Here is a 22020-nt window from a genome sequence, read left to right on the forward strand (position 1 = left end):
CCGCGGTGGCAGGCGATCGGGGAGCGGCGCCTCCCACCGCGGTGACCTGGTGGGGACACTCGACGACGACGGTCGTCGACAGCGGTGTCCGGATCCTGACCGATCCGATCCTCACCGGTGGTGTCGCGCACCTACGCCGACGCCGTGGGCCCCGGCCCACCGACGACGCCCGTCACGCCGATGTGGTCGTGGTGTCGCATCTGCACGCCGATCACCTGCATGTCCGCTCGGTGGCGATGGTCGATCCCGCCGCGGTGCTCGTGGTGCCGCGTGACGCCGGGAGAGCGGTCCGCGGGTTGTCGAGACTGCGCGACCGCGACATCCGTGAGGTGTCCCCGGGTGACGTCGTCGATGTCGGCGCCGTGCGGATCCGCGCCGTCCCCGCCCGGCACGACGGGCGACGGCATGCGCTGGCCTCGACCCGGGTCGAACCCGTGGGCTACGTGCTGGAGGGTGCGGCGCGCACGTACTTCGCCGGGGACACCGATCTCTTCGACGGGATGGCCGACGCCGTCGGCGGGTGCGATCTCGCGCTGTTGCCCGTCGGCGGGTGGGGCCCGGGCCTCGGCGAGGGACACATGACCGCCGATCGTGCCGCGGTCGCAGCGGGTCGGCTGCGCGCCGGGACCGCGGTGCCCATCCACTTCGGGACGTTGTGGCCACGCGGGATGTCGGCCGTCGCGCCCGATGAGTTCCTGCCGCCCGGATCCGACTTCGTGCGGGCGGCGGCGATCCACGCCCCCGACACCCGCGCTCACGAGTTGCTCCCGGGTCAGGTCCTACGACTCGGATCGTGACGCGCGCATCCGCTCGAGCTGTCGTCGTCGGATCGTCCAGATCGGGAACGGACGTCCCTGCCGCAGGATCCGGAGCATCCGGTAGCGGTCGTAGAGGGTCACCACCAGCGACACCAGCAGCAGGAAGAACAGCGAGGGGATGGGCTGCACCGCGGGTCCACGAGGGGTGGGCAGCAACACCAGGACAACGACGACACCCGCGTTGATGGCCGAGACGGCGATGAACTGCGACACCGTCGACGTCCACTCGACACCGCGTCCGGCGATGTGGTGGCTCACGACCGAGTTCGCGACCACGAGTATCGCCACGGTCACGACGATCTGCGTCGACGTCGCCTCGACGCCGGGCAGGATGCGCGAGAACACGAGCAGCAGCATCGAGACCAGCACGATCTTCTCGACGAGCGGTCCGCGGAGGAACGCGCCCTGCGTGGCCCGCATGTCCGCGGGCACACGGGCGACGCGTCCGCCACGGGTGCGGGCGGCGACGTCGAATCCGAACGGCCAGTCACCCTGCGGAAGATGTCGTGCACCGACGCGGATCCCGACTGCGAGAAGGGCGACCACCACGGCGGCGACCGGCAGGACCCACGGCCTGTTCCCGACCGCGACCGTCCAGCTGTCGTCGAGGCCGGCCCCGAGGACGCGCGTCTTCACCTCGTCGGTGACGTCGAGTTCGGCGATGTGCAGCCACCATTCCTGGGGCAGCTTGATCACCACCCAGATGCCCGCGGCGAGGAGGAGCAGCGTGCGGTGGCTCAGACGTGAGGGGGCCCAGCGACAGCGCACGAGTTCATAGGCGATGAAGAAGTACTCGAACGTGTTGGGGAAGGCGAGGAGCAACCAGCGGGCGGAGCTGTACTCGAAGGCGACGACACCGATCAGCCGGTAGTAGAAGAGGAACCGGGCGATGCCGAACGCCATCGGGTCGGACCAGTTCTGCAGCGTCGACAGGTAGGCGATGGCCAGGTAGTAGATGTCGAGAGCCTTGTCGTACGACTGATATCCGGAGATGTCGAGACCCGGGACCTGCTGGAAGATCGTCTGATCCACCGCGTCCAGGACGAGTGCGGCGACGATCGCCGGCACCGGGAATCGCGGGATGACGAGCGGTACGAGCAGGCGGCCCGCGACGACGAGCAGGACGACGGCCGTTCCCACGTGTCACCCCCTCGTCGTGTCCCGCCGGGCCGAGCCCGGCAGACGACGATAGCAACGCACGCCGTCTGTTGGGCGGTAGGAGCCGTCCGTTGGGCGGCCGGGACCGTTCGTTGGGCGGTCGGGTGCTCCGCGACGTCGGGTACCGCCCAGTCGACGTCGGGAAGCGCCCACTCGACGGTTCCTGCCGCCCAACGAACGGGGTGCGGGGTCGTGAATGTGGTTGTGCACACGCTGGTTTGGGCCTCCGGGATTGTCGGACCCCTCGTGTACACATGTGCGTATGGAGCACGCCAGCACCCTCGACGCGCGGGAGGCGCTGCGCGCGATGATCGCTGCGCTCGGTGCGCTGGGGGCGGCCGGTGATGAGGGCGAGGCGATCGATCTGATCTCTCTGGCCGAGTCGGTCAAAGCTGCGTGCGCGGCGACGCAGGCCGAGCAGACCCTGCGCCTGCAGGAGTTGCGGTCCGCCGCCGAAGCCGAGCGGGGTGTGCCCGTCGAACGACGCTGCCGCGGGTTGTCCGCGGAGGTCGCATTGGCGCGGCGGGTGTCGGGTAACGCCGGTGGACGGTATCTGGGGTTCGCGCGGGCGATGGGTGAGATGCCCAACACCTTCGCACGTCTCCGAGACGGATCCCTGTCGGAGTGGCGGGCCACCATCCTCGTCCGCGAGACCGGGTATCTGCAGGTGGAGGACCGTCGTGCGATCGACGACGCCCTGTGCGCGGATCCCAAGACACTCGACGGTGTCGGCGATCGGGCGGTGGAGGCGTTGGCGAAGCGGATCGCCTACTCCCGTGACCCGCACGCCGTGGTCGACCGCAACGCCTCGGCCCCGAAGGATCGGCGGGTGAGCCTGCGACCGAAACCCGATGCCATGGTGCAACTTTCCGCGTTGTTGCCGATGACGGCGGGGATCGCGGCCTACGCCGCGCTGAAGAAGCAAGCCGATCTGATCTGTCAGTCCGACGACCGCACCCACGCCCAGGTCATGGCCGACACCCTGCTCCGACGGCTCACCGGTGTGGCCGTGCCCGGGGCGATCCCCCTCGCCGTGGACGTCGTGGTCAGTGCGGACGTTCTCACCGGTGCAAGCGGCGCCGCGGCAGATGTCCCGGGCTACGGACCCATCCCTGCCGACACCGCGCGGGATCTGATCGCCGACGCCCTCGACCACGACACGACAGTCACTCTGCGCAGGTTGTTCGCCGCACCCGAGACTGGCGCGCTGGTCGCGATGGAGTCGAGAGCCAGGCTGTTCCCGACAGGCCTGCGCCAATTCCTGACCCGCCGCGATGTGTCGTGCCGGATCCCGTACTGCGACGCCCCGATCGCCGAGATCGACCACGCCCACCCCCACCACACCGGCGGGCCGACCACCGCCGACAACGGACTGGGGGAATGTCGGACTCACAACCGGCAGAAAGAGAACCCCGGCTGGCAGGTCACCACCGGCCTCGACGACCACGGCCGACACGAAGCCCTGGTCCGCACACCCACCGGACACGAACACCGATCCCGCGCACCCGCGCAGCGATCCGACGACGCGGCGTGACTGCCGCCTCGCGTCAGGTGAGGCGAGTGCGCAGGAACGCACCGAGGTGGTCGACCGCGTCGGCGGCCTCGGCGAGCATGGAGGCCTGCTGGTGGCCGACATGCCACAGCCGCGGGAACTCCCGGAGCTCGACGTCGACGCCGGACGCCCGGAGTTTGTCGACGAACGTGACCGTCTGCGGGTGTAAGGCTTCCCGCACCCCGATGTGGACCACCGTCGGCGGAAGGCCGCTCAGGTCACCGTTGAGCGGTGCATACCCCGGGTCCGACGGGTCCCCGCCGCCGAGATAGGCCTCCGCGCACGCCCGCGACCACCCGTGGTTGACCACGATGTCGGTCGCGTGACCCGAGGGGCCGACGTCCTGCGTCGGATCGACCCACGGGGCGATGAGTCCCAGTGCGGCGGGGGTGATGTCGTGATCGTCGATCAGCCGCCGGGTGACGGCCACCGCCAGCCCACCGCCGGCGGAGTCGCCGGCGATCGCGATGCGATCGGGCGTCAGGTCGTGATGGCCGACCAGATCGAGGAACGCGGCCACGCCGTCCTCGACCGCCGCGGGAAACGGATCCTCCGGTGCCAGGCGGTAATCCGGCGCGAACACCGTCGCGTCGGTGACTGCGGCGAGACGCGCGACCAGCCGACGATGCGAGCGCGGAGAACCGATCACGTAGCCGCCGCCGTGCAGATACAGCACTGCGCTGGGGTTCTCGGTCGCGCCGACGGTCACCCGTTCGGTGGGTCGCCCACCCAACGTGAGGTGCCGGATCACGGTGTCGGCGGGAAGGGGATCGACGTCGAGTGCGTGGTCGGCGAGGCGGCGCTGCCACCTGACCGGCAGGCGGGGATGCAGCATCACCCCGTAGAGCGCCCGGGTCGCCGGTTCCACCAGCGCGATCGGGAGCGACACCCCCGCAGGGGCCGCGCTCACGACCGCGGCTTGAGGGTCGCGCCCGCGGCCTTGGCGACCACCGGCATGTACGCGGCACCGAGAACACGCACGAGCTTGTCGAGGAACTTGGCGTCGGACCCGACGAGGATGCGCGGCTTGTTCTTCTCGACACCGGCGAGGATCACCGACGCGGCCTGAGGCGAACTCATCCGTGCCAGCTTCTTGTCGAAGAGGGCCGCGAACTGTGCGGCGTCGGAGCCCTCGTTCACCGTGGCATTCCGCGCGATCGCGGTCTTGATGCCGCCCGGATGGACACACGAGACCGACACCGGGTGCCCGGACAGTCGCATCTCCTGGATCAGCGACTCGGTGAACCCTCGCACGGCGAACTTCGCCGCGTTGTAGGCACTCTGCCCCGGCGTCGACATCAGGCCGAACAGTGACGAGGTGTTCACGATGTGCCCGTCGCCGGAGGCGATGATGTGCGGCAGGAACGCCTTCGTGCCGTTGACGACGCCCCAGTAGTCGACGTCCATGATGCGGTCGTAGGTCTTGAAGTCGGTGAGCTCCACCTCGCCGTGGTGTGCGATGCCCGCGTTGTTGAAGATCGCGTTGACCTTGCCGAAGTGTGCGGCGACGGTCTCGGCGTACTCGAGCACCGCCTCCCGCTCGGCGACGTTGAGCAGCTGCGAGTGGACGTCGGCGCCCTTGGCCTCCAGCATCGCCGCCGTCTCCTCGAGCCCCGTGGGGTTCATGTCGGAGATCGCGAGCCGAGCGCCCCTGTCCGCGAGCTGCAGTGCGAGGTCGCGGCCCATCCCGCTGGCCGCGCCGGTGACGACGACGACCTTTCCGGAGAAGTCCTTCATCTGATCTGGTCCCTTCCTTCTCAGACCGTCGCCGACGCCGGCTGCGGGGTCGATGTGCTCGTGGACTCGTCGCGACGTGTCTCGTACGCCGCGAGGTCGAACTTCTTCGTCGCCTTCCGGAAATTGAAGGTGAAGCCGGGCCACAGGGTGGTGATGTTGCCGAACTGGTCCTTGTACCAACTCGAGCAGCCGCCGTTCTCCCAGACGCTCGTCGCCAGGGTGGACTGCACTTCGCGGTTGTAGTCACGTTGGACGTCGGCACGCACCTCGGTACGGGCGATGTCGTTGCGGCGCACGGTCTTCAGCCAGTCCGCCAGGTAGTTCAGCTGCGACTCGATCATGAAGACCATGGACGTGTGGCCGAGGCCGGTGGCGGGCCCGATCATGAGGAACATGTTCGGGAAGCCGTGGACCGTCGATCCCTTGTAGGCGGCCATGCCGGTGCGGGCCCACACCTGGGCGAGGCTGTCGCCGTCGCGGCCGATGATGTGTTCGAAGCCGGGGGAGTCGGTGACGTGGAACCCGGTGGCGACGACGATCGCGTCGATCTCGCGGGTGGTGCCGTCCTTGGTGACGATCCCCGTCGGGGTGACCTTCGCGATCCCGTCGGTCACGACGTCGACGTTGTCCTGACCGAGGGCCGGGTAGTACGTGTTGGACAGCAGGATCCGCTTGCAGCCGACCTTGAACTTCGGGGTCACCTTCGCGCGCTTCACCGGATCGGAGATGCCGCGTCGGATGTTGATCCGACCGGCGGCGTGGGCGGGACGCAGCACGTCGGGTCGGTGGGTGAGACCGTAGGACACCAGCTCGTGCGCGAGATAGATGCCGGTACGCGACAAGCGCTGTGCGCCGGGCACGTTGGCGAAGATCCAGTGCTCGAGTCCGGTGTACTCCCGGTCGGCGCGGGGCAGGACCCACGGCGCGGTGCGCTGGTAGACGTCCATGTGGCCGACCGTCCCGGCGAGCTCGGGGATGATCTGGATGGCCGAGGCGCCGGTGCCGATCACCGCGACACGCTTGCCGGCGAGGTCGGTGTCGTGGTCCCACCGAGCGGAGTGGAAGATCGCGCCCTGGAAGCCCTCGATGCCCTCGATGTCGGGGAGGCGCGGCTCGCAGAGCGGGCCGATCGCACCGACGAGGATCTCCGCGCGGATCTCCTGCGGACCGTCGGTGGCGTGGTCGGTGCTGACGATCCAGCGGCCCTGGCTCTCGTCCCAGCGTGCGTCGGTCACCTCGGTGCGGAACCGGGTCCGGCTGTGCAGGTCGTACTTGTCGGCCACGCGGTTGATGTACTCGTGGATCTCGGCCTGCTTGGAGAACGAGCGCGACCACTCCGGGTTCAGCTCGAACGAGTAGGAGTAGAGGTGCGACGGGACGTCGCAGGCAGCACCGGGGTAGGTGTTGTCGCGCCAGGTGCCGCCGAAGTCCGAGCCGCGGTCGAGGACGACGAAGTCGTCGAAACCGTTCTGCCTGAGGGTGATGGCCGCGCCCAAACCGGAGAACCCGGCACCGACGACGGCGACCTTGACATCGTTCATGGGTAAGATCGTACACAGTATTGACGCCGGGTCAATAGACTATTGACCATCAGTCAGTACTATGTGGGCATGGCCGGCCCGAAGCGCACCCGCATGACCCCCGAGGCGCGGCGACTACAGCTGATCGAAGAGGGTCTGGCGATGGCCGCCGACCGCCCGCTGGACCAGGTGTCGGTCGAGGCCGTCGCCGAGGCGGTCGGGGTGTCGCGGGCGCTCATCTTCCACTACTTCGACACCAAGCAGGACTTCCACGTCGCCATGGCTCGCGAGCAGTCGCACCGGATGCTGGTGGCGACCGAGCCGGACTTCGAGCTGGGGGACCCGATCGAGGTGCTGCGTGGCACCATCCGCGGGTTCGTCGACTTCGTCACCGAGAACCGGAGTCTGTACCTGGCGTTGATGCGCGGGTCGGCGTCGTCGGATCCCGCCATGCAGGCTGTGTTCGACGAGACGCGGTCGGTGATGGTGCGTCGCACGTTCGACAACGTACAGCTCGTCGGACTGGCACCGACGCCGCTCGTCGAGCTCGCGATCAACGGGTGGATCGCTTTCTCCGAGGACGTCACCATCCGCTGGCTCACCGACGCCACGGTCTCCCGCGACGAACTCCTCGAGCTGATCACCGTCGCGCTGCCCAGCCTCGGTGCGGTCGCCGGTGAGATGTCCGGCGACGACACGTCGTCCATGACCTTGGCGAACGCCCCCTCCTGACCGGTCCGGCCGCCCACCCGAGACGATCTCGGGCGAGCGGCCGGATGCCGAGCAGATCAGGTCGGTCGAGCGACCCGATCCGACAGGGTCAGTCGAATGCCTTGTCGAGGATCTCCTGCTGCTCCACGGCGTGGACCTTGCTCGAGCCGGACGACGGCGCCGACATGGCACGCCGCGACACCCGGGTGAAGCCGGTGCCGAAGTGCTCGGGGAGCACCTCGGGCAGGTTCAGACCGAGGAAGGGCCACGGGCCCTGGTTCGCCGGCTCGTCCTGCACCCACCGCTTGTCCGTGGCGTTCGGGTATCGGTCGAGCGTCTGCGCCAGGCGACGGTGCGGGATCGGGTACAGCTGCTCGACCCGGACGATCGCGATGTCCTCGCGCTCCTCCTTCTGCTTGCGGGCAGCCAACTCCCAGTACAGCTTGCCGCTCACCAGCAGGACGCGGGTGACCTTCTCGGCCGCGGCGTCGTCGGTGACCGACGGGTCGTCGATGATCGAGAGGAACTTGCCGCCGGTGAACTCCTCCACCGGACTCGTCGCCGCCTTGTTGCGCAGCATCGACTTCGGCGTGAACACCACCAGCGGTCGGCTGATGCCGTCGAGCACGTGGCGACGCAGCAGGTGGAAGTAGCTCGCCGGCGTCGACGGCTGCGCGACGGTCATCGATCCCTCGGCGCACAGCTGCAGGAACCGCTCGATCCGGCCCGACGTGTGGTCGGGTCCCTGGCCCTCGTGGCCGTGCGGCAGGAGCAGCACGACGTCCGACAGCTGACCCCACTTGGCCTCGCCGGAGGAGATGAACTCGTCGATGATCGACTGCGCGCCGTTGACGAAATCGCCGAACTGCGCCTCCCACAGCACGAGGGCGTCGGGGTTGCCGACCGAGTAGCCGTACTCGAAACCGACGACCGCGAACTCGCTCAGCGGCGAGTCGTAGGCGAGGAACCGGCCGCCGGCGTCGTCGCCCTCGGTCTGCACGAGCTGGTTGAGCGGTGTGTACTCCTGGCCGGTCTTGCGGTCGATGACCACCGAGTGCCGCTGGCTGAAGGTGCCGCGACGCGAGTCCTGACCGGACAGTCGCACGGTGCGTCCCTCGTGGACGAGGGACCCGAACGCCAGCAACTCGCCGAACGCCCAGTCGATGCCGCCCTCACGGGACATCTGCTGGCGGCGGGTCAGCACGGGCTTGACGCGCTGATGCGGCGAGAACCCCTCGGGTACGGAGGCGAAGGCGTCGCCGATCGCCTCGACCACGGAGCGGTCGATGCCCGTCATCAGCTTCGCGGGGAGCTGCTGATCGGACTCGACGGACGGGCTCGGCGCGGCGGAGAACTTCTCGAGTTCCTTGACCTCGTTGAAGACCCGCTCGAGCTGGCCCTGGTAGTCGCGGAGCGCGTCCTCGGCCTCCTTGGTGGAGATGTCGCCACGACCGATGAGCGCCTCGGTGTAGCTCTTGCGGACTCCGCGCTTGGTGTCGATGACGTCGTACATGGCCGGCTGGGTCATCGAGGGGTCGTCACCCTCGTTGTGTCCCCGGCGGCGGTAGCAGACGAGGTCGATGACGACGTCGGAGTGGAACGCCTGCCGGTAGTCGACGGCGAGCTTCGCGGCCCACACGCACGCCTCGGGGTCGTCGCCGTTGACGTGGAAGATCGGCGCGCCGATCATCTTCGCGACGTCGGTGCAGTACTCCGTCGAGCGGGAGTGCTCCGGTGCGGTGGTGAACCCGACCTGGTTGTTCACGACGATGTGCACGGTGCCGCCGGTGCGGTAGCCGGGGAGCATCGCCATGTTCAACGTCTCGGCGACCACACCCTGGCCGGCGAACGCGGCGTCGCCGTGGAGCATCAGCGGCAGGACCGTGAACGCCTCGTCGGGCCGCTCGAGCATGTCCTGCTTCGCCCGGACCAGCCCCTCGAGGACGGGGTTGACCGCCTCGAGGTGGGAGGGGTTCGCCGTCAGAGAGACGTTGATCTCGTTGTCGCCGAACATCTGGTAGTACTTGCCCTCGGCGCCGAGGTGGTACTTGACGTCACCCGAGCCGTGCGCCTGCGACGGGTTCAGGTTGCCCTCGAACTCGGTGAAGATCTTCGAGTACGGCTTGCCGACGATGTTGGCGAGCACGTTGAGACGCCCGCGGTGCGGCATGCCGACGACGACCTCGTCGAGACCGTGCTCCGCGCTCTGGTCGATGACACCGTCCATCATCGGGATGACGGTCTCGGCGCCCTCGAGCGAGAAGCGCTTCTGCCCGACGTACTTCGTCTGCAGGAACGTCTCGAACGCCTCGGCGGCGTTCAGCTTGCTCAGGATGTACTTCTGCTCGCCCACCGGCGGCTTGGCGTGCTTGATCTCGACCCGCTCCTGCAGCCACTCCTGCTGCTCGGGCTCGAGGATGTGGGTGTACTCGACACCCACGTGACGGCAGTAGGCGTCGCGCAGCACGGACAGGACGTCGCGCAGCTTCATGCGGTCCTGACCGTGGAACCCGCCGACCGTGAACTCGCGGTCGAGGTCCCAGAGCGTCAGGTCGTAGGTGAGGACGTTCAGATCGGGGTGGGCCGCCCGCGCATCGGAGTCGATCATCAGCGGGTCGATGTCGGCCATGAGGTGCCCGCGGCTGCGGTACGCCGCGATCAGCTCGAGCACCCGCGCGTTCTTGTCCACCGACGGCGACGCGATGTCCTTGCGCCAGCGGATCGGCTCGTAGGGGATGTGGAACGCGGTGAAGATCTCGTCGTAGAACGCGTCGTCGAGCAGGAGCTGGTGGATGGTCCGCAGGAAGTCGCCGGACTCCGCGCCCTGGATGATGCGGTGGTCGTAGGTGGAGGTCAGCGTCATCAACTTGCCGACACCCATCTCGGCGATGCGCTCGTCGCTCGCACCCTGGAACTCGGCCGGATACTCCATCGCGCCGGCGCCGATGATCGCGCCCTGGCCCTTCATCAGGCGCGGCACCGAGTGGACGGTGCCGATGGTGCCCGGGTTGGTGAGCGAGATGGTCACGCCCGCGAAGTCGTCGGCGGTGAGCTTGCCGTCCCGGGCGCGACGGACGATGTCCTCGTAGGCGGCGTGGAACTCGCCGAAGTCCATCGTCTCGGTGTTCTTGATCGCCGCGACCACGAGCGAGCGGTTGCCGTCCTTGCCCTGCAGGTCGATGGCGAGGCCGAGGTTGGTGTGCGCCGGGGTGATCGCATTCGGCTTGCCGTCGACCTCCTCGAAGTGACGGTTCATGTTCGGGAACGACTTGACCGCCTGCACGATCGCATACCCGAGGATGTGGGTGAACGAGATCTTGCCGCCCCGGGTGCGGGCGAGATGGTTGTTGATGACGACGCGGTTGTCGATCATCAGCTTGGCGGGGACCGCCCGCACGCTGGTGGCGGTCGGGATCTGCAGCGACGCCGCCATGTTCTTCGCGACTGCGGCCGCGGCGCCACGCAGGACCTTCGCGGAGTCCTCGGAGGGGGCGGGCGTCGGCGGCGCGGGCTTGTCGGAGCTCGACCCCCCGGTGGGCTTCGCGGAACTCTTGGACCCGGTGGACTTCGTCGAGCCGTCACCGGAGCCGGTCGCCTTCGGCGTCGGGGCCTTCTCGTCCGACTTGGCGGGTGCGTCCTTCGCCGGCGCGGCGTTCTCGGCCGTGCTGTCCTTCGTGTCGGAGGACTTCGTGCGCACCGGGGTCGTGCTGTGCGGGGCGGTTCCCGTCGACGGCGTGTCGGCGGCCGAGGCGGCCGACCCGTCGCGGCTCTGGACGGCATGACCGGACGCGGCCTTCGTCGCAGGCGCCTCGGTCACGCTCGCCGGCGAGCCGGAGCCGTTCCGTGACCCGTTCGACGATCCGGCCCGCGCGCCGTTGCCGTTCGCCGACGGGGCGGGGGAGTCGGTGGGGGGCGTGTAGGACTCGAGGAAGTCGTGCCAGCTCCGGTCGACCGAATCGGGATCCTCACGGAATCGCTGGTACATCTCCTCCACCAGCCACTCGTTCTGTCCGAAGTCTGAAACCGAACTGCTCACGGCAGATTCTCGCCTCTATTCCCTGATCGTCGCGTCGTGTCGGATGTGTTGTCGTGTCCGAACCTGTCGGTGGTCCGGGGGTTGCCCGGGACACCGGCGTCGTCCTGTCGGGCACCACGCGCGAAGCGGGCCGCGCCGGCGTTGGTCCGGCTGCTCGTCGTTCGAGGTACCACGGCAAGGTTAGTCCCCGCCCACCTGCGACGCATACGGGCTCGGTGTCTTCGCCCACGGCCGCGACATGCTCGCCGCGGATCAGCCTGCGTCGGCGGTTTGCGCGGTTGTCGGTCCCGTCGCCGACCCGGTGTCCCAGAGGATCCGGTACCTGCCGTTCAACGCCAACAGGTCCTCGTGACTTCCCAGTTCCACGATGCGTCCGTCGGCGACGACGGCGATCCGGTCGGCGCGTGCCGCGGTGGCCAGCCGGTGGGCGACGATCACGGCTGTCCGAGAGCGGGCGAGGCGACGTCCGGCGTCCAGGACGCGGCGTTCGGTCGCCTGGTCGAGGGTCGCGGTCGCCTCGTCGAGAAGCAGGAGATCGGGGTCGACCAACTCGGCGCGGGCCAGCGCGATCAGCTGCCGCTCTCCGGCCGACAGCCCCTGACCACGTTCGCCGACGCGGTGGGTCATCCCGCCGCGCAACCCGGCGATGGTGTCCAGGGCGCCGACCGCCGCCGCGGCCGCCTCGATGCGCTCCCGCGATGCGGTCGGGTCGCCGTAGGCGATGTTCGACGCGATGGTCCCGGTGAACAGGTGCGGTTCCTGCGGGACCACACCGAGTCGCCTGCGATGGGCGCGCAGCGGGATGTCACGGATGTCGCGACCGTCGACCCGCACCACACCGTCGGTCGGGTCGTAGAAGCGGGCCAGGAGTTTGACGATCGTCGACTTCCCCGCGCCGGTCTGCCCGACGAGTGCCAGCGACGACCCCGCCGGGATGTCGAGGTCGACGCCGCGCAGGGCGTCGTCGGCGGCGCCGCTGTAACGGAACCGCACGGCGTCGAGCGCCGCGTGTCCCGATCGGCCGGCGGCGGCAGGGGCACCCACCTCGCCGACGGCCGTGGCGGGGTCGGACTCGAGGCTGCTGGGCGTCCGCAGCAGGTCGCCGATGCGGCGCAGCCCGACGACCGCCTGCTGGTAGCCGTCGAACACCTGGCTGAGCTGCTGCACCGGGCTGAACAGCATCCCGAGGTACAGCACGAAGGCGACGATGGTCCCCGGTTGCGTCTGCCCCGACGCCACCTGCGAGGCACCGAGGCCGACCGCCGCGGCCGTCGCCATGTCGGACACGAAGGTGATGAAGGGGAAGTACAGCGAGATCGCCTTCTGCGACACCATCCGAGCGGCGACGTACTGCCCGGCGAGATCGCCGAACCGTGCACGGGCGCGATCGGCGTTGCGGTAGCTGGTGGTGGTGCGCAGACCCGCGACGTTCTCCTGGAAGTCGGCGTTGACCGCGCTGACCAGTTCCCGGGACCTGCTGTAGGCGCGGGAGGCGACGCGTTGGAACACCACCGTGGCGACGGCCAGCGGGACCAGCGCGACGAGGACGACCGATCCCAGCGTCGGGTCGGTGACGATGAGAGCCGCGGCGACGCCCACGATGGTGAGCAGTGCGATCACCGTGGTGGACAGGCCGGTCTGCAGGAACGACGACAACGCGTCGATGTCGGTCGTCATCCGCGTCATGATGCGGCCGGACAGTTCCCGCTCGTAGTAGTCCAGGCCCAGCCGCTGCAGGTGCGCGTAGCTCCGCACGCGGAGCCGGAACAGGACGCGTTCACCCGCGCGGGTGCTGGTGATGGTGGTGACGGACAACGCGACCCACCCGATGGCCACGGCGACGAGGCCGACGGCGCTGGTGAGCCACAACGTCGACAGTCGGTCGTCGGTGGCGGCGTTGACGCCGAGCCGGGCGAGGGTGGGGAACGCGAGACCGACGGCGGTGTCGACGGCGACCGCGACGATCGCGAGCAGCAACAACAACCGCACCGGACGCAGCAGTCCGCGGAGCGAGAAGCCCGGGTCGGGGGCGCGGGCCTCGTCCTCGTCGACCCGGGGGTCCTCCATCGCGGGTGGCAGTTGGGCGACCGCCTCGAGGAGCGCGGGTGTCGCGGGCATGGACCCGAGCGCGCTCGACACCCCGCCGCCACCACGGCGGCCGGCCCGGGGCGGGGCGGCCGGGCGCACACGGTCCCCGGTCGCCGGGTCGGGTACCTCGGTGTCGTCGGGCCACAACGTGTCTCGGGCGGGAACCGCGGCGACGGTCGTGTCGTCCGGTGTCGGTCCCGCGACGGCCGTGGGGTCGGACATGAGGGATCGGAACAGCGCCGATCGGGCGGCGACGTCGGCCGGCGGACCGGACTCGACGACGCGGCCTTCGTCGAGCACCACCACCCGATCGGCGGGGGCGAGCGTCGAGCGACGGTGGGCGATGAGGACGAGGGTCCGACCGGGGGTGTGTCGCAGCTCGGCGAGGATCGCGGCCTCGGTGGTGGCGTCGACCGCCGAGGTCGCGTCGTCGAGGACGAGCACCGGGGGGTCGACGAAGAACGCCCGGGCCAGGGCGATGCGTTGACGCTGGCCGCCGGAGAGTGTCAGTCCGCGTTCCCCGACCACGGTGTCGTAGCCGTCGGGTAGTGCGGTGATGAAGTCGTGCGCGGCGGCACGGCGTGCGGCCCGTTCGACCCGGTCGCGGACCGCCCGCGGGTCGTCGTCGGATGCGGTGGGCCCCAGTGCGATGTTCGCGGCGATGGTGTCGGAGTAGAGGAACGGGTCGTCGAAGACGATCCCGATCCGGGATCGGATGGCGTCGAGATCGGCGGTGGCGACGTCCATCCCGTCACCGGTCGCCCCGTCGACGAGTTCGACCGACCCCGTCGCGGCGGGGGCGAGTCCGGCGAGGACCGCCGCGAGGGTGGACTTCCCGGAACCCGGTGGCCCGACGACGGCGACCGCCTCGCCCGGCGCCACCGACAGGTCGAGACCGCGGAACAGCGCCGTCCCGTCGGGGAGATCGACCTCGACGTCGGTGACACGGATCCCCACGGGTGCCGGCGGCGGTCCGCCCGGCAGGGCGGTGCCCGCCGTGGTCGCGGCGTGCTCGTCGAGGTGGCGCGGATCGGTGGGGTGGTCGATGACGTCGTAGACGCGCTCGACCGCGGCCCGCGCGAGTTGTGCCGACACCACGAGGTTCGTCAGCAGCCGCGCCAGCCCGGTCATGGTGGTGACGTAGGTGGCGAACGCGAGGAAGGTGCCGACGGTGATGTCACCCCGCGCGGTGAGGATCCCGCCGAGCGCCACGATCGCGACGAGGGCGAGCTGCGGGATGGCGTTCATCGTCGGCGAGAAGCGCGCGTTGATGCGCGCCGATCGCATCCGTTGCGAGAACAGGCGACGTCCGTGGTCGGCGAGCTCGTCGACCGACCGCTCCTCCTGTCCGAAGCCCTTCACCACCCGCACCCCGGTCACCGTCTCCTCGACGTGCTGGGCGACGTCGGCGGCCGTCTGTTGTGCCGACCACGTCGCGGCGAACAGTGATCGACGTGTCCGGAACGCGACGACGGCCACGGCCGGGACCACCAGCAGTGCGACCAGCGTCAGCAGTGGGGACAGGTATGCCATCACGACGAACGCGAGGACCACCTGCACGACCGCGCCGAGCGACAGCGGCACCATCGACAGCAGGCCCTGCACCAGTTGCAGGTCGGAGATCGATCTCGACACGACCTGACCGGTCACGATGCGGTCGACCGACGGCCCGTCGAGGCGCAACAGGGTGGACAGGATCGACGTGCGCAGGTCGTTCTGCACGGTCAGCGACAGGCGGCCGGCGGTCAGCCGTCGGAAGAACTGGGCGACGAAGCGGACGACGCCGAGGACGACGAGTGCACCGCCGAGTGCGGCGATGGAGAACCCGTGCGACGCAGTGCCGGTCGCGGTGTCGATCGCGGCCCGGGTGACGAGCGGCACGGAGAGATCGATGGCGACACCGACCGCGGTGACGCCCAGTGTGATCGAGAGCAATGCCCGATGCCGCGCGCACTCCGCCGCGAGACGCGCGATCCAGCCCCGCGTCACCGATCGTGGGTGTGCGCGTCGCGCGCGATCACCGGCGTCGTGTCCGGCCAGACGGCCGGCGGCGCACCGAACGACGACCGGGCGTTGGCGACGATCCGTCGACCGAGTGCGCGGTTGCCGACACCGCCGACCGCGGCGCCGATGCCCGCGGGGAGCATCTTGCCCACCATGAGCGGCGCACGGCGGGCCGCGTACTTCTTGACCACGCGCTTGAGCAACGTCTTGTTCAGGCTGCGCAACGCGGGACCGTTCAGGGCGCCGCCGGCCACCCGACCGAGTGGGTTGTGCCGCGAGCCGAGCGCTTTCGCGAGCGCGGCCAGCCCCTCTTCGCCGAGCACCACGGCGAGAACCAGCGTCCGCCGCCGCTCCGCCTCCTCGACGGGGATGCCGTGCACCTCGGCGACTGCCAGTGCCAGCAGCGCCGACGCCTCCACGAAGAACGCCGACTCGCCACCGATCGCGGCGATGGAGGCGATGGTGCCGACCCCGGGGACGGCGGCGGTGGCACCTGCCGCCCCACCGGACGAGGTCACCGTCACCAGGTAGCGGCGTTCGAGGCGGTCGATGATCTGCGCGGGCGACTCGTCGGGGTGCGCGGTTCGCAGGCGTCGCACGTAGGCGGCGACAGCCGGCGCCTGCAGCCGCTGTGCCCGGTCGATGACACCGACGATGGCGCCGCCGGAGTCCTGACTCACCGGGGTGCCCAGTCCTGCAGGGCGACGGTCTCCGACGGGCGCGGCGGCGGCGGGGGCGTGCCGTCGCCGAACGGGCGTCCACCGAGTTGTTCGCGGTGGTGCGGGGTGTGCCAGCTGCGCAGGTCCGGGCCCAGCGGGACGATCCCCGTCGGGTTGATGTCGGAGTGGACGACGTAGTAGTGGCGCTTGATCTGCGTGAAGTCGACGGTGTCGCCGAAGCCGGGGGTCTGGAACAGGTCCCGGGCGTAGGCCCACAGCACCGGCATCTCGCTGAGCTTCATCCGGTTGCACTTGAAGTGGCCGTGGTACACGGGGTCGAACCGGACCAGGGTGGTGAACAGGCGGACGTCGGCCTCGGTGATGGTGTCGCCGACGAGGTATCGCTGGTCGCGAAGGCGGTCGGCGATCACGTCGAGGTGGTCGAACAGCCGCGCGTACGCCCGTTCGTAGGACTGCTGGCTTCCGGCGAAGCCACAGCGGTAGACGCCGTTGTTGATCTCGGTGAACACCCCGGCGTTCACCTCGTCGATCTCCGCCCGGAGGTGCTCGGGGTAGAGCTGCGGCGCGCCGTCGCGGTGGTACTCGGTCCACTCCAGCGAGAAGTCGATCGTGATCTGCGGGAAGTTGTTGGTCACCACCTGCCCGGTCGGCACGTCGACCATTGCCGGGACGGTGATGCCCTTGCTGTAGTCGGGGAATCGGGCGAGGTAGGCGTCCTTGATGCGGGGGATCTTCAGCACCGGGTCGACGCCGCCGGGGTCGAGGTCGAAGGTCCACGAGTCGGGATCGTGCGTCGGACCGCACATCCCCATCGAGATCGCGTCCTCGAGACCGAGCAGTCGCCGCACGATGATCGCCCGGTTCGCCCAGGGGCAGGCCCGTGCCACCACGAGCCGGTAGCGGTCGGGTTCGACGGGGTACCCGTCGGCGCCGTCGCGGGTGATCCGGGTCTCGATGTAGTTGGTGTCGCGGACGAAGTCCGAGCCGGGGTTGACGTATGTACCCGGCGTCGACCAGGTCTCGTCCTCGCCGCCGCCGTCGTGTGCCTCGGGGGATGTGCTGTCCGCCGGTGATCCGGTCGCTGATCCGTGTTCGCTCATCCCGTCCAGGTTAGCCCGCGGGCCGGACACGGAGCCCGCGTTGCGGCGTGCTGTTCTGCGTGCGAATATTCCGCGTGGAACATCTGTGCCGAGGCGAGGAGGTCTCCATGGCGGCGCGACGCGGTCAGGACGAACCGTCGCCCTGCGATCGGCAGGGTCTGACGCCGCTGGCGGTGTTGGTCCTCTGCGCGTTGGGCGAGCGGTCGATGCATCCGTACGAGATGCTGCAGTTGCTGATCGGTCGCAAGGAGGACCGCTTCGCCAACATCCGGCCGGGCACGCTGTACCACACGGTGTCCCGCCTCCAGGAGCGCGGACTCGTCCGCGTGGACGACGTCGGGCGGGCGGGCAACCGCCCCGAACGCACCACCTACGCCGTCACCGACGACGGCGCCCGCGTCGTCCGGGAGCACATCGCGTCGATGCTCGCGACACCCGCGGTCGAGTTCAGCGACCTGCATCTGGCACTGGCGGAGGCACACGAGCTACCGCGGGAGCAGGTCGTCGAGCTCCTCGACACCCGGCTCACGCACATGCACGCCGACCTGGCCCGGTGGGACGCCGCGCTCGACCAGGCGCTCACCCGCGGTGTCCCCGAGATGTACCTGCTCGACCTGGGCTCGCGGAGCGCGACCCTGCGCGCCCAGATCGATCACCTCGTGACCCTGCGCGGCCGTGTCGCCGACGGGTCGCTGGCGTGGAAGTCCGACACCACGCACGCCGACTGCCCCCTCACCGACGAGGACTTCGTCCCACCCCCCGACAGCCCGCCCGCCCATCCCGTACAGGAGTTCGCGCGATGACCGCACCGAGACCGTTCACCCCCGTCACGAACCGACCGTGGGCGGCGCTCATGGCGCTGTGCGTGGGGTTCTTCATGATCCTCGTCGACATGACCATCGTCGCCGTCGCGCAGCCCGACATCCAGGAGAAGCTGCGCACCGACTTCAACGGGGTCATCTGGGTGACCAGTGCCTACCTGCTCACCTATGCCGTCCCACTGCTCATCACCGGGCGTCTCGGTGACCGGTTCGGTCCCAAGCTCATGTACCAGGCCGGACTGGTCGTGTTCACCGGCGCGAGTGTCTGGTGCGGCCTGTCGGGCTCGATCGGGGAGCTGATCGCGGCCCGCGCACTGCAGGGTCTCGGTGCCGCGTTGATCACCCCACAGACCATGTCCCTGATCACCCGGATGTTCCCGGCCGAACGTCGCGGTACCGCGATGGGTGTGTGGGGCACCGTCGCGGGTGTGGCGACCCTGGTCGGACCGCTCGCGGGTGGCGTTCTCGTCGACAGTCTCGGCTGGCAGTGGATCTTCTTCGTCAACGTGCCCGTCGGCGTCGTCGGGCTGATCCTCGCGTGGTGGCTGGTCCCCACGGTCGACACGGTCGGACGCGACTTCGACATCGTGGGCGTCGTCCTCAGTGCGGTCGGTCTCGGTGCACTGGTGTTCGCCATACAGGACGGGGAGAAGTACGACTGGGCCGCCTGGATCTGGATCCTCGCCGTCGCCGGTGTCGCCGTGTTGGGCGTCTTCGTATGGTGGCAGTCCAAGGTCCGGGGGCAGCCGCTGGTACCGCTGTCCCTCTTCCGCGACCGCAACTTCTCGCTGGCCAACATCGGGATCGCGACGATGGGCTTCGCGACGGCGGGCCTCATGGTCCCGATGATGTTCTTCCTGCAGCTCGTCGGCGGTATGTCCCCGACGCGGTCGGCCCTGGTGCTGGTCCCGATGGCCGTCTTCACCGGCGTGCTCGCGCCGATCGTCGGGCGCCTCGTCGACACCATGCATCCGCGGTGGATCATCGGCGGGTCGCTGCTCCTCAACGCGTTCGCCATCGCACTGCTCGGGTACCTCTCCACGCCGGAGACGCCGGTGTGGCAGCTGATCATCCCGGTGTGTCTGACGGGTATCGCGAGCGCCGGCATCTGGGCGCCGCTGGCCGCCACCGCCAACCGCAACCTGCCGATGACCCAGGCGGGCGCCGGGGCCGGTGTCTACAACACGTTGCGTGTGGTGGGGTCGGTCCTCGGCAGCGCCGCCGTCGGCGCTCTCCTGCAGACCCGACTGGCCGCGGAGTTCCCCGGCGTCGACGTCGCGGCGGGGTCCACGGGCACGCTCCCGGCGGGAGCCAAGCCCGGCTTCGCCGACGCGATGGGACAGTCGATCTACCTGCCGGCGGCGGTGCTGCTGCTCGGTGTGATCGCCGCGGCGTGCTTCGCCCGGCCGCACCACATGAAGGCCGCACCGTCGACTCCGCTCGCCCCCGCACCCGATGCGGTGCCCGCGCCGCCGGGCGCGGTGTCGGCGCCGGACCCCGCCGGGGGTGTCACCACCCGGGTCTGAGGCCATCTGCCGGATTGACCAGGTGGACCGGGCGGTGTGGACTGCTCTCATGCTGTCCCGGCTCACCATCGACCAGCGGCGAGAGCAGTTGATCGACTGCGCGCTGGGCATCGCCGAACGTGCCGGCGTCGGTGCGGTGACCGTCCGCGGTGTCGCCGACGCCGCCGGGGTGTCCCTCGGGATCGTCCACTACTGCTTCGCCGACAAGGACGAGTTGATGGGCGCCGTCGTGGGTACCGCGATGGCGCGTCACCTGGACGCCTTCATCGACGACATCCCGGCGATGGCGGGCCACGACGACGGCGCGACGGTCGCGACCGGTCGGGAGGCGTTGCACGCCACGGTCTCGTCGACCGTCTCCTCGGTGCTGGCGCTCACCCGGGAGTCCCCGGGGCGGTGGATGGTCCTCGTCGAGTCGATCGTCGTCTCGCTGCGCACCCCCGCCGACTCCCCGGCGTGGGCCAACACCCGACATCACCACGCCCTCGCCGAGCAGTACGGCCTGCGGTTCCTGGAGACGGTCGGCGCCCGGACCGGCATGCACTGGCGGGGCCGCGAGGCCGAGATCGTGCGGTTCGCGGTGCAGACCATCCACGGGGTGTTCCAGTGGTGGCTCGTCGACCGGGACGACGAGGCGGCGGCACGCTCGGCCGCACTGCTCGTGGACTGGGCGGTGGACCAGGCCGTCGAACTCGACGCGGCGGAGACCCCGATGTCGCCGCTGAGTGCCGTCAGGTGACGGTGACGCTGACGGAGTGCAGGCCGGAGGCCCCGTCCGGGATGGGCGGCGCGACGATCGCGGACTGCTGACGCCCGTCCCCGTCGAATGCCCGCACGGTCAGCGTGTGGTCACCCGGGGTGGCATCCCACGTCCAGCGCCACAGACGCCACGCGTCGAGCATGTCGGGCGCGAGCACCGTCGCCGCCTGCCACGCGCCGTCGTCGACGCGGACCTGCACGGCGTTGATCCCGCGTCCCTGGGCCCACGCGACGCCGGCCACCTGCACGCGGCCCCGCCCCACCCGGTCGCCCGAGCTCGGTACGTCTATCCGCGAACCGATCTTGATCGGCCCCTTCTCCGCCCAGCCGCGCTCGGTCCAGTACGCGGTCGCCCGGTCGAAGCGGGTGACCTCCAACGACACCACCCACTTGGTCGCCGAGACGTAGCCGTAGAGCCCCGGCACGACCATCCGGGCGGGATAGCCGTGTTCGATGGGCAGCGGCTGCCCGTCCATCCCGACGGCGAGCAGCGCCCCACGATCGTCGGTCAAGGCCTGCAGGGGTGTACCGGCGGTGAAACCGTCGGTGCTGGTGGACAACACCATGTCCGCGTCCGACGACGGCCCGGCCATGGCGAGCAGGTCCCGCAGGCGGTACCCGGTCCAGCGGGCGTTCCCGATGAGATCCCCGCCGACCTCGTTGGACACACACGTCAGGGTCACCGTCTTCTCCACCGCGGGCATCTCCCGCAGCGCCGCCATGTCGACGACGACCTCGCGCGCCACCATGCCGTGGATGCGCAGCGACCACGACTCCGCGGTCACCTGCGGCGGACGCAGAGCGGTGTCGATCCGGTAGAAGTCCGCCGGCGGCGTGATGAAGCCCGCGGGTGCGTCCCCCGAGGCCGAGGGCGGGTCGAGGGATGCGGTCGCGCGGGGGACCTGGAACCCGGACCGGTCGCGGCCCACGTCGTTGAGCAGATGGTCCAGGACGGTGCCGACGACCCCGGCGAGCACCGCCCCCGCCCCGGCCCCCGTGAGTCCCACGAGCACCGTCCGTCGGTCGGTCCGCGTCCCGGCTGCCGTGGGGGTGCGGGGCGAGGTGAGGCGGCCGGTCCCGGCGCGGAGCACGGCGATCCCGGCAGCGACGCCGACCACCGTGGGCAGGAACCACGCGATCCCGGAATCCGCACGGGTCGTCGCCGCGACGACCCCGAGGATCCCGAAGACGACGAAAGCGATGCTGCCCCAGGGGCGCCGGGGGCGTTCGACGAGGCCGGCGACGGCGGCGAGCAGCGCGATCACGATGCACATCCCGACGATGAGCGCGGTCTTGTCGCCGGTGCCGAACGTGTCGATGGCGAACTCCCGCACCGGTGCCGGTGTGTTGTCGACGACGGCGGAGCCCACCGCGAGCAGCGGACCCGCGGAACGGTCGAGGAACGCGGCGACGAACTGGCCGACGCCGAGCACCACCGCCGCGGCGACGACACCGGTCGTCGCGGCGAGGGCTCGCTCCGGTGCGGGGGATCTCACCCGGTCCAGTATCC

The 22020-nt window shown here is 70.0% G+C and carries 15 protein-coding genes; 6 read left to right on the forward strand and 9 right to left on the reverse strand.

The features are described from left to right. Nucleotides 1-5 precede the first annotated feature (5 nt). Nucleotides 6-797: an MBL fold metallo-hydrolase gene (locus ACXVUM_RS15645; RefSeq protein ID WP_458522689.1), complete on the forward strand. Its 792-nt coding sequence runs from the start codon at nucleotides 6-8 to the stop codon at nucleotides 795-797. Here ACXVUM_RS15645 and ACXVUM_RS15650 read toward each other — a convergent pair. Continuing rightward, nucleotides 780-1958 (reverse strand): hypothetical protein, encoded by a 1179-nt coding sequence (locus ACXVUM_RS15650; RefSeq protein ID WP_458522690.1) that lies wholly within the window; start codon nucleotides 1956-1958, stop codon nucleotides 780-782. The genes ACXVUM_RS15645 and ACXVUM_RS15650 overlap by 18 nt on opposite strands. Before the next feature lie 280 nt (nucleotides 1959-2238). Between ACXVUM_RS15650 and ACXVUM_RS15655 the strand changes: the two genes are divergently transcribed. Beyond that, nucleotides 2239-3510, forward strand: coding sequence for an HNH endonuclease (locus tag ACXVUM_RS15655; RefSeq protein ID WP_458522691.1), 1272 nt, complete (start codon nucleotides 2239-2241; stop codon nucleotides 3508-3510). Nucleotides 3511-3523: 13 nt separating this feature from the next. Here the strand turns inward: ACXVUM_RS15655 and ACXVUM_RS15660 are convergent, their stop codons facing one another. The 3 genes from ACXVUM_RS15660 to ACXVUM_RS15670 form a co-directional block, all read right to left on the reverse strand. Further along, nucleotides 3524-4363 carry an alpha/beta hydrolase gene (locus tag ACXVUM_RS15660; RefSeq protein ID WP_458522899.1) on the reverse strand — a complete coding sequence of 280 codons (840 nt, stop codon included), beginning with the start codon at nucleotides 4361-4363 and terminating at the stop codon, nucleotides 3524-3526. 71 nt (nucleotides 4364-4434) lie between these two features. After that, nucleotides 4435-5265 carry an SDR family NAD(P)-dependent oxidoreductase gene (locus ACXVUM_RS15665; RefSeq protein ID WP_458522692.1) on the reverse strand — a complete coding sequence of 277 codons (831 nt, stop codon included), beginning with the start codon at nucleotides 5263-5265 and terminating at the stop codon, nucleotides 4435-4437. A 20-nt stretch (nucleotides 5266-5285) separates the two neighbouring features. Further along, the gene (locus ACXVUM_RS15670; RefSeq protein ID WP_458522693.1) at nucleotides 5286-6806 is read right to left on the reverse strand and encodes a flavin-containing monooxygenase; all 1521 of its coding nucleotides are present in this window, start codon (nucleotides 6804-6806) and stop codon (nucleotides 5286-5288) included. Between the two features lie 69 nt (nucleotides 6807-6875). On the opposite strand from ACXVUM_RS15670, the gene ACXVUM_RS15675 reads away from it, so the two are divergent. Then, nucleotides 6876-7517 carry a TetR/AcrR family transcriptional regulator gene (locus ACXVUM_RS15675; protein WP_458522694.1) on the forward strand — a complete coding sequence of 214 codons (642 nt, stop codon included), beginning with the start codon at nucleotides 6876-6878 and terminating at the stop codon, nucleotides 7515-7517. 88 nt (nucleotides 7518-7605) lie between these two features. Here ACXVUM_RS15675 and ACXVUM_RS15680 read toward each other — a convergent pair whose 3' ends face one another. The 4 genes from ACXVUM_RS15680 to ACXVUM_RS15695 all read right to left on the reverse strand — a co-directional run bounded on the left by ACXVUM_RS15680 (nucleotide 7606) and on the right by ACXVUM_RS15695 (nucleotide 17404). Then, nucleotides 7606-11481, reverse strand: a complete 3876-nt coding sequence (locus tag ACXVUM_RS15680; protein WP_458522900.1) for a multifunctional oxoglutarate decarboxylase/oxoglutarate dehydrogenase thiamine pyrophosphate-binding subunit/dihydrolipoyllysine-residue succinyltransferase subunit — start codon at nucleotides 11479-11481, stop codon at nucleotides 7606-7608. A 303-nt stretch (nucleotides 11482-11784) separates the two neighbouring features. Next, a complete protein-coding gene (locus tag ACXVUM_RS15685; RefSeq protein WP_458522695.1) occupies nucleotides 11785-15609 on the reverse strand; it encodes an ABC transporter ATP-binding protein in 3825 nt (1274 codons plus the stop codon). Continuing rightward, nucleotides 15606-16304 carry a hypothetical protein gene (locus ACXVUM_RS15690; protein ID WP_458522696.1) on the reverse strand — a complete coding sequence of 233 codons (699 nt, stop codon included), beginning with the start codon at nucleotides 16302-16304 and terminating at the stop codon, nucleotides 15606-15608. The genes ACXVUM_RS15685 and ACXVUM_RS15690 overlap by 4 nt, the downstream gene beginning before the upstream one ends. After that, nucleotides 16301-17404 (reverse strand): glutathione S-transferase family protein, encoded by a 1104-nt coding sequence (locus ACXVUM_RS15695; protein ID WP_458522697.1) that lies wholly within the window; start codon nucleotides 17402-17404, stop codon nucleotides 16301-16303. The genes ACXVUM_RS15690 and ACXVUM_RS15695 overlap by 4 nt, the downstream gene beginning before the upstream one ends. A 107-nt stretch (nucleotides 17405-17511) precedes the next feature. Here ACXVUM_RS15695 and ACXVUM_RS15700 point away from each other — a divergent pair, with 107 nt between their 5' ends. From ACXVUM_RS15700 to ACXVUM_RS15710, 3 genes are read left to right on the forward strand one after another with little or no spacing between them, the layout of a single operon-like run. After that, nucleotides 17512-18207 (forward strand): PadR family transcriptional regulator, encoded by a 696-nt coding sequence (locus ACXVUM_RS15700; protein WP_458522698.1) that lies wholly within the window; start codon nucleotides 17512-17514, stop codon nucleotides 18205-18207. Continuing rightward, on the forward strand, nucleotides 18204-19751 hold the full coding sequence (locus tag ACXVUM_RS15705; protein ID WP_458522699.1) for an MFS transporter: 1548 nt from the start codon (nucleotides 18204-18206) through the stop codon (nucleotides 19749-19751). Before ACXVUM_RS15700 ends, ACXVUM_RS15705 begins: the two co-directional genes overlap by 4 nt. 34 nt (nucleotides 19752-19785) lie before the next feature. Further along, nucleotides 19786-20490, forward strand: a complete 705-nt coding sequence (locus ACXVUM_RS15710; protein ID WP_458522700.1) for a TetR/AcrR family transcriptional regulator — start codon at nucleotides 19786-19788, stop codon at nucleotides 20488-20490. On the opposite strand, the gene ACXVUM_RS15715 is transcribed toward ACXVUM_RS15710, so the two are convergent. Beyond that, a complete protein-coding gene (locus ACXVUM_RS15715) occupies nucleotides 20483-22006 on the reverse strand; it encodes a molybdopterin-dependent oxidoreductase (protein WP_458522701.1) in 1524 nt (507 codons plus the stop codon). The genes ACXVUM_RS15710 and ACXVUM_RS15715 overlap by 8 nt on opposite strands. Nucleotides 22007-22020: the final 14 nt, after the last annotated feature.

The sequence above is a fragment of the Williamsia sp. SKLECPSW1 genome (assembly GCF_054332755.1).

What these genes read in the sequence shown, in the direction of transcription:
- ACXVUM_RS15655 (WP_458522691.1), top strand. Translation starts at nt 2,239, where the DNA reads ATGGAGCACGCCAGCACCCTCGACGCGCGGGAGGCGCTGCGCGCGATG.
- ACXVUM_RS15660 (WP_458522899.1), bottom strand. Translation starts at nt 4,363, where the DNA reads ATGCTGCATCCCCGCCTGCCGGTCAGGTGGCAGCGCCGCCTCGCCGAC.
- ACXVUM_RS15665 (WP_458522692.1), bottom strand. Translation starts at nt 5,265, where the DNA reads ATGAAGGACTTCTCCGGAAAGGTCGTCGTCGTCACCGGCGCGGCCAGC.
- ACXVUM_RS15670 (WP_458522693.1), bottom strand. Translation starts at nt 6,806, where the DNA reads ATGAACGATGTCAAGGTCGCCGTCGTCGGTGCCGGGTTCTCCGGTTTG.
- ACXVUM_RS15675 (WP_458522694.1), top strand. Translation starts at nt 6,876, where the DNA reads ATGGCCGGCCCGAAGCGCACCCGCATGACCCCCGAGGCGCGGCGACTA.
- ACXVUM_RS15680 (WP_458522900.1), bottom strand. Translation starts at nt 11,481, where the DNA reads ATGTACCAGCGATTCCGTGAGGATCCCGATTCGGTCGACCGGAGCTGG.
- ACXVUM_RS15695 (WP_458522697.1), bottom strand. Translation starts at nt 17,404, where the DNA reads ATGAGCGAACACGGATCAGCGACCGGATCACCGGCGGACAGCACATCC.
- ACXVUM_RS15700 (WP_458522698.1), top strand. Translation starts at nt 17,512, where the DNA reads ATGGCGGCGCGACGCGGTCAGGACGAACCGTCGCCCTGCGATCGGCAG.
- ACXVUM_RS15705 (WP_458522699.1), top strand. Translation starts at nt 18,204, where the DNA reads ATGACCGCACCGAGACCGTTCACCCCCGTCACGAACCGACCGTGGGCG.